This is a genomic window from Paenarthrobacter sp. YAF11_1, from assembly GCF_052113445.1.
Taxonomy (GTDB): Bacteria; Actinomycetota; Actinomycetes; order Actinomycetales; family Micrococcaceae; genus Arthrobacter.
Window position 1 is genome coordinate 1 of the sequence record NZ_JBFRDF010000028.1, and the last position, 6,921, is coordinate 6,921.

Below are 6,921 nucleotides of genomic sequence, written 5' to 3' on the forward strand. Positions count from 1 at the left end.
CAAGACCGCAGCGACGATACTCCTGACCATCGGCGACGCCGGTACGTTTACTTCCGCTGGGCACCTGGCCGCCTACGCCGGCATCGCCCCGGTGACGCGGCTCTCGGGAACCTCATCCGCGCGGAATTCCCCGCACGCTCCGGCAATAACAGCTCAAAACGCGCTCTTCAGGTCAGCCTGGATCGCCAGTTGCCACCATCCGGCGTCGAAGGCCTACTACCAAAAGAAATGGGACCAGGGAAAGAAGCACAACGCCGCCGTCATCTGCCTGGCCCGGCGCCGCTGCGACGTCATCTACTCCATGCTCCGACACGGCACCTTCTACGAAGAAAATCCCGCCCACGCCGCTTGACCAAAAGCCTGGGGACACCCCCCGCTACCAAGAAGGCAGATCTAGAGCCGGACTTTACTTGCGCCGTCGGTTGTATGGACTTGCTCGCCAGGACCTCATGGAGTGCCTAGCTTATTGTTGAGGCATCTACGAGGAAAGGGTCCCGAGACGCACCCATCCCCCGAGGTAAGGCTGCTTACCTCGGGGCGCGCGCCAGTGAGCTGTCACCAGCCGTCTTTGAGTCAAAGTCCTTTGCCGCATCCAGTTGCCAACCAGCCAAGCTCAAGCTTCAATCTGACTACCTTGGCCGTTCCGCACTCTCGTTAGATGTAGCCACCTCAGGAACAGCATCGCCCCGGCAATAGTGGATCAGTATCAGAGGAACAGTTCGTGCCCTACCAAGATGGAAGAGGCGTAGAATCTTGCAGCACCATGGAGTGGCGACCTGACGTTAAGCGGCGTAAACGGACGTTCCTCCACAAAACACGATCAAGCTCGCGCCAGAGCCGCAGCATCCGAGGCTAGGTCATTGGCTAGGGCCGGCTAAGGGGAAGAGCTACGGGCCTGGCCCTTCCTGTAAACGTGGTCTGCAGACCCTTAAACGGCATTTCGTCCACTGAGGACGATCTGGGGCTGTGCAGCCAAGAACCCCGTAGTCACTGGTAACGGCTTCGCCGCATTTGCGCGCTGGGCTTCTTCCGGCACCCGTCCGCATTCTTCCTTGCGTGTTTGTCATGGTGGTTGCCGTCTCCGTTCATGCAGGAAAACACGATCGTGCGTGATAGCCATAGTCAGCCATGAGGGAGACGCCGTTAACTGGGCCTGAGAGGGGGGATGCAAGACTGAGCACGAGCCAGGCAACATCTGAGGGTTTACTGACGGGGTACCCTGCGTCCTCAAATGAGTCGATGCCCAAGCCGTCACGGGCCATGGGTGTATCGACGATTGAGGGGCAGACGCTGTTGACACGGATGCGGTCGTCGTAGAGTTCAGTCGACAAAGCCCGGGTCAATTGGACGATCGCGCCTTTGGATGCGTTGTAAGCCAGCATGCCTGGCACGGCGACAAAGCCGGAGTCGCTGCCGATGAGCGTATATGTCGCGCCTGTCCCTTCGCGGAGATAAGGCAACGCTGTTTTGATGGCCAGGAACGGGCCCAGCACATTGGTCCGTTGGACGTCCATGAATTCTCCGGCGGGAACCTGGTCCACGGGGCTGCCGAGGGTTCCTGAGATGCCGGCGCTGCTGACCAAATGATCCAAACCGCCCAATTGTGACACGACGTCACTGGTGGCTGACTCAACAGCTGGCTCGTCGGACATGTCACAGACGCCCCCGACCACGGAAACGCTTGTATGCCTTGACCGTAACTCGTCCAGCGCTGTGGAAAGCCGTTGTGAGGATCTGCCGACAATTCCAACGTGGGCCCCTTCACCGGCGAAGGCATCGGCTACTGCCAGTCCTATACCCGACGTCCCGCCGGTGACCAGGACCCGCCGGCCCGCTAATCCGAGGTCAACCATGAATTCTCCTTGCGTCATTTGTTGAGTGTTTGATCCGGTCTGGCCTGCTCATTAAGTCCTGTTGGCATCTGCGAGCTCGCGATGCGTCTTGTCGTAATGCTCCATGTCGCTGAGCAGCTCGTGGTAAACCTCAGGCTTGCGGGACTTGAGCCACTGAGCAGTTGCCAGGCCAGTCAGAATCGCAACGACGATCAGGCACGGCAGCGCACTAATGACAGGGTTGTCGGAGCCAGCCAGGGTGGTGAAGTTCAGAACGGCAAGCAGCACAATCAGGGCGAGCCCAAGCGCTCCAAGGCTCGGCGCTATCAGGGTTTTCCAAAGCCTTTGGTCCTTGCTACGGCGGAAGTAGACGACGACGGCTACTGCAGCAAGCAATTGAAGGGTCAGGATTCCCAAGGTGCCAAACCCCGTCATGGAAGCGGTCAGGGCGGTTATGGGGTCCAAACCAGCCACGTAGTAGATGCCTGCCACCGCTGTGCCGAACAGCAGTTGGGCAGCACTGGCGTTCTGGGGCGATCCATTGGCGCTTCGTGTCTGGCTGAGGACCTTGGGCAGAATGCCGACGCGACCGTAGGAATAGATATAGCGTGCGGCCGAATTGTGCAACGCCAGCAATGCGGCAAAGAGTGAAACCAGAAGCAGGACCATCATGATCTTGGTGAGGGTGTCCCCGAGGTATTGATTGGAGAGAATGAACACCAGGTCGCCGGTGGGCAAGTGCTCAATGGCCGTTCCCTGGGACTCGGCAACACCCAGGGCGCTGACGATGGCCCAGGTAGTGAAAGCGGCGAAAGCACCGATGAACAGAATGGCAATATAAGTGGCTTTGGGGATGGTGCGGTGTGGGTCCCGGGCCTCCTCACTGAACAGGCCAGTGGCTTCGAATCCAACGAAGCAGTTGGCTGCAAAGAGCAATGCCAGTCCCAGTGAGCCGGAGAATATTGCCTGCGGCATCAGGGCTTCAAGCGAGAAACCGTGTGTGAACAGGATGTTGAAACCCAGAACCAGGAGGATGGACACCTCCAGTACCAGGCAGACGCCCAGCACCTTAGCGCTGAAGTCGATACCCCTGCGCGTCAGCAGGAAGACCAGCACCACTGAAATCACACTCCAGGCGAACCACGGCAAGTCCAGCCCGGTCAGTTCATTCACGATGGTGGCCGTGAAGAAGCCTGAGGTTCCGATTGCTCCGGCTACGAAGCAGTTGTAACCGAGGAGGGCTATGTTGCCCGCCACGAGTCCGAGGGGCCGGCCGAGGCCCTTGACCACAATGGCGTAGAACCCGCCGACGCTGACGAGCTTCTTGGCCATTTGCGCATAGCCGACAGCGAACAGCAGCAAAATCAGTGTTGCGATGATGAACGCACCGGGCATCCCCCCGCCGTTGCCCAGGGCAATACCGAGTGTGGCGATAACGATGATGCCTGTCAGCGGCGCTACCGCTGCCAGGACAAGGAAAACGATGCCTCCTACGCCCAAGGCGTTGGACGAGAGCTCGGTGCCAGCGGCGCCTTGCTCAGAGAGTTGAGGTTTCACAGGGTTGCTCCTAGGAGATGAACGAGCGAAGTTCTTGCTTTTTGGTACGACGAAGTACCGCCGGTGAGCCTGAATGCTGCACTGGCGTTGGGATACAGGCCGTCCTGACCGGAGATTCCCGGGGAAGGGTAGTTAGGAGGAGGCTGCGGACGTAGAGCTTGTGGAAATGTAGTTTTTGGCGAGTCCGAGGACCATTGGAACGACGCGTTCGACGATGAATTCTGCAGCTTCGTCGCCTCTGCGCGCTGATGCCCAACCCAAATAGGTCAAGCCCCGCGAGAACAGCATGGAGTCCCAGGATTCGAGGAATCCGTCCGGCAAGGCCCGGGCCGAGGAGTATCCCGCCAGAAGTTCTCCGCGGTAGTTTTCGTACAGAGGGTGCGGCTGGAAGAAGAACATGATGGTTGCCAGATCGAAGAGATGCCAGCCTTCACCGAAGTCGTCGAAATCGATCAACACCATTTGGCCGTCGTGCCCGACCAGAACGTTTTCAGGAGTCAGGTCTGCGTGGATCACCCCGTACACATCAAGTGTCTTCGGAAGAGCCGCCAGATCTTGCTGTAGCTTCGCAACCCCGGTTTGGAGGAGTGATACAGCATCGGGGCCCAGGGTTTGAAGCGCCAGGGGGTTGCCCCACTGGGCTGACTCCCCGACCAGGCCGCCAGCATCCCAGGGTTGCCGTCGGAAGGATTCGAACCGCCCGATCGTGGCGGTGCATGTGTGGAGTTCAGCGCTGAGGATGCCCAACTGGCGGAAGACGGTTGGATCGAGAGAGCCTTCCCCGGCCATAGCTTCGGTGACATCACCCAAGGGCACTCCCCCCTCCACCCAACGCAACACATCCAGCTGGAAAACGGTGCCATCCTCGGCTGTGACGACGCACATGAAGTCACCTTTGAGGGTGGACACCGGTTGAGACACGCTGAGACCGCGCTCGGCCAGCGCGGAAAGATAGGCAAGCTCGGTGTTGATCTCCGCATCAGTCCTGTAACCCGCGCGGTGCAGGCGGATGGCATAGCTGTCGCCGGAGTCAGTTGTCAGCCGGAAAACGTAGTTCTCCCGGTACTTGACCAGTTCTATGGGGGCGGTGGGATCAAAACCATACCCCCACAGTGCTCCCCTGGCTGTTCGGATTGCTGCTTCTGTCATCATGCTGATCTTCCTGCTTCCTGAACCCGATTGTGAGCGGGGTCATACCTAAAGCTAAATCCTGCACACGCAGTTTGGCAACAGTACAGAGTGTTCAGTTTTTGACTGACGTGTGTCATTATTGAAGAAGCAAGACAACGGATGGCCTTGGGAAGGTTGGATAACCGGATGGACCTGAAAACGGACAAGCAACTATCGCTACGTGAGCGCAACCGTCTCCGGACCCGATCGGACATCCTCGACGCGGCGGCAGAGCTGTTGGGCGAGGTTGGCTACTCCGGGCTCGCCCTCGAAGAAGTCAGCCAGCGGGCCGGGCTCTCCCGGGGCACTGTCTACGCACATTTTCCCGGCGGCCGCGATGAGGTCGTCAGGGAGGTGTACCTGCGGGTCGCAGATGCGGTGCACACAAGAGGCCTGGAGCTTCGCGAGGAAGCAAACGGCGCAGCAGGCCGCATATCAGCTTTGGCGCGGGCCTATGTGGAAATGACCAGCAGTCCCTCAGGACGTTTCTACGGCCTTATGGGACCAGACGTCACCCCTGTTCTTTCCGGCGTGCGTCGCACATCCGAGTCATTCGAGGCGCTGATCAAACTCGACCTTTCCACGGCCCGCGCCGCAGGCCAGTTACCACAAGCTTCGGACAGCGACGCTTTGGCCACGGCTTTATCCGGGGCCATTCGTGCTTCCGGAGCCCGTGCCGCCGTGACACCCGGCGCCGCTGAGAAACAGATAGCCGCAGTGAACCTGCTCGTCGAAGGTCTCCTGAGATAACCAGCCCTGGCAAGTCACCCCCACCCCATCTTCACCTCGAATAGAACGCAACCGGCCCAACCGGCGGGCGCCAGAAAGACAGCCATGACTACGGAAACCAAGACTGCATCCCATGTGCAACAGCACGGCAAGGACTTGTTGGCCCGCCGATACGCCACACTTGGCCCGCACTCCCCCCTTTTTTACAAGCAACCTCTGGAACTGGTCTCCGGCTCCGGCGTTTGGCTAACCGATGCGCAGGGCAAGGTCTACCTCGACGGCTACAACAACGTTCCACACGTGGGCCATGCGAACCCCGCCGTGGCTGAGGCGATCCACCAACAGCTGCTCACCATCAACCTGCACACCCGCTACCTGAACGACCGTGTAGTGGTATACGCAGAAACCCTGCTGAGCACTTTCGGTGGCGCCCTGGAGAGGCTGTTCCTGACCAACAGTGGATCGGAAGCCAACGAGCTGGCCCTGCGGATCGCGCGGCAGCACACCGGGAACACAGGCGTGCTGGTTTCAGATTTCAGCTATCACGGCAACACCACCAGCCTAGCCGAGCTGACAACAGGATTGACGGTGCGAGAACCGCTCGGGTCCCATGTCCGGCCCCTCCGGATTCCCGACACACACGGCGTCGCCGAAGCCGACGTGCCTGCGCTGCTTCAGCAGGCGTTATCTGACGTTGACGCCGCCATCGCATCACTTCAAGCCGCGGGCCACGGCGTCTCTGCCTTCCTTTTTGACCCCCTCTTCTCCACCGAGGGGCTGCCTCAATTGCCTGCCCGCTACATCGAAGGCGTCGCCGCCCGGGTCCGCGAGGCAGGTGGCCTCGTCATCTCCGACGAGGTGCAATCAGGGTTTGGCCGCACCGGATCCGGCATGTGGGGCTACCAAATGTTTGGCATGGAACCCGAGCTCGTGACCATGGGCAAACCCATGGGCAATGGACACCCTATCGGCGCCGTGGTCACCACGGCGGTTCTGCTTGACGAATTCGGTCAGCACAACATGTTCTTCAACACCTTCGCGGGAAGCCCCGTTTCTTCCGCCGCCGGACTGGCCGTCCTGCGCTTTATGGAACAAGAAGACCTGATGGCTAAAGCGGCCCACCTGGGCGACTACATTCGCACACGCCTCGAAAGCATCGCTCAAGGCAACGCAAATGTTGGCTCCGTCAGAGGCCGCGGCCTGTTCTTCGGAATAGACATCATAGAAAGCGACGGGAGGAGAAGAACCCCAGCCCCGGACCTGACAAAAATCCTCATCGAGGACATGCGTGAACGCGGCGTACTCATCAGCCGTGTGGGACCCCACGACAACGTCCTGAAAATGCGCCCGCCACTTGTCTTTAGTAAGGCACACGCCGACGTACTGCTCGAACAACTCGAGCTCTCACTTCGCAACTTGTTCTAATAAACCCGTTAAGCTGTCTTGGGCGAGCAGACCGTCACCGTGATCGGCACCGAGGCCGTCGAATTGGCCATCCCCCGCGTCACCGCCCAGATCAACGAACGCAAACACCAACATGCCATCGTGGCAGAAGAAGTCGAAAAGCTCCTCAATGACTTCCCTCTTTCCCAGGTCTTGATGTCCATGCCGGGAGTCGGCATCAAGACCGCAG

Annotated in this window: 6 protein-coding genes and 1 pseudogene; 4 read left to right on the plus strand and 3 right to left on the minus strand. The window is 59.6% G+C overall.

Going from position 1 to position 6,921, the window contains the following annotated elements; all coding sequences use genetic code 11:
* The coding region (locus AB4Y77_RS22830; RefSeq protein WP_442015443.1) for a transposase at positions 1-352 on the plus strand (352 nt) is incomplete at its 5' end.
* Between the two features lie 733 nt (positions 353-1,085).
* Here the strand turns inward: AB4Y77_RS22830 and AB4Y77_RS22835 are convergent.
* The 3 genes from AB4Y77_RS22835 to AB4Y77_RS22845 all read right to left on the minus strand — a co-directional run bounded on the left by AB4Y77_RS22835 (position 1,086) and on the right by AB4Y77_RS22845 (position 4,541).
* Entirely contained in the window at positions 1,086-1,871 is a 786-nt protein-coding gene (locus AB4Y77_RS22835; RefSeq protein WP_442015444.1) for an SDR family NAD(P)-dependent oxidoreductase, read from the minus strand.
* Positions 1,872-1,904: 33 nt separating this feature from the next.
* Positions 1,905-3,389 (minus strand): APC family permease, encoded by a 1,485-nt coding sequence (locus AB4Y77_RS22840; protein WP_442015445.1) that lies wholly within the window; start codon positions 3,387-3,389, stop codon positions 1,905-1,907.
* A gap of 132 nt (positions 3,390-3,521) precedes the next feature.
* On the minus strand, positions 3,522-4,541 hold the full coding sequence (locus AB4Y77_RS22845; protein WP_442015446.1) for a phosphotransferase enzyme family protein: 1,020 nt from the start codon (positions 4,539-4,541) through the stop codon (positions 3,522-3,524).
* Between the two features lie 165 nt (positions 4,542-4,706).
* Between AB4Y77_RS22845 and AB4Y77_RS22850 the strand changes: the two genes are divergently transcribed.
* From AB4Y77_RS22850 to AB4Y77_RS22860, 3 genes and pseudogenes are all read left to right on the plus strand, one after another.
* Entirely contained in the window at positions 4,707-5,309 is a 603-nt protein-coding gene (locus AB4Y77_RS22850) for a TetR/AcrR family transcriptional regulator (RefSeq protein WP_442015447.1), read from the plus strand.
* A gap of 84 nt (positions 5,310-5,393) precedes the next feature.
* Positions 5,394-6,713, plus strand: a complete 1,320-nt coding sequence (locus AB4Y77_RS22855; RefSeq protein WP_442015448.1) for an aspartate aminotransferase family protein — start codon at positions 5,394-5,396, stop codon at positions 6,711-6,713.
* An 18-nt stretch (positions 6,714-6,731) separates the two neighbouring features.
* Positions 6,732-6,921 (plus strand): annotated as a pseudogene (locus AB4Y77_RS22860) (IS110 family transposase); the annotation flags it as partial.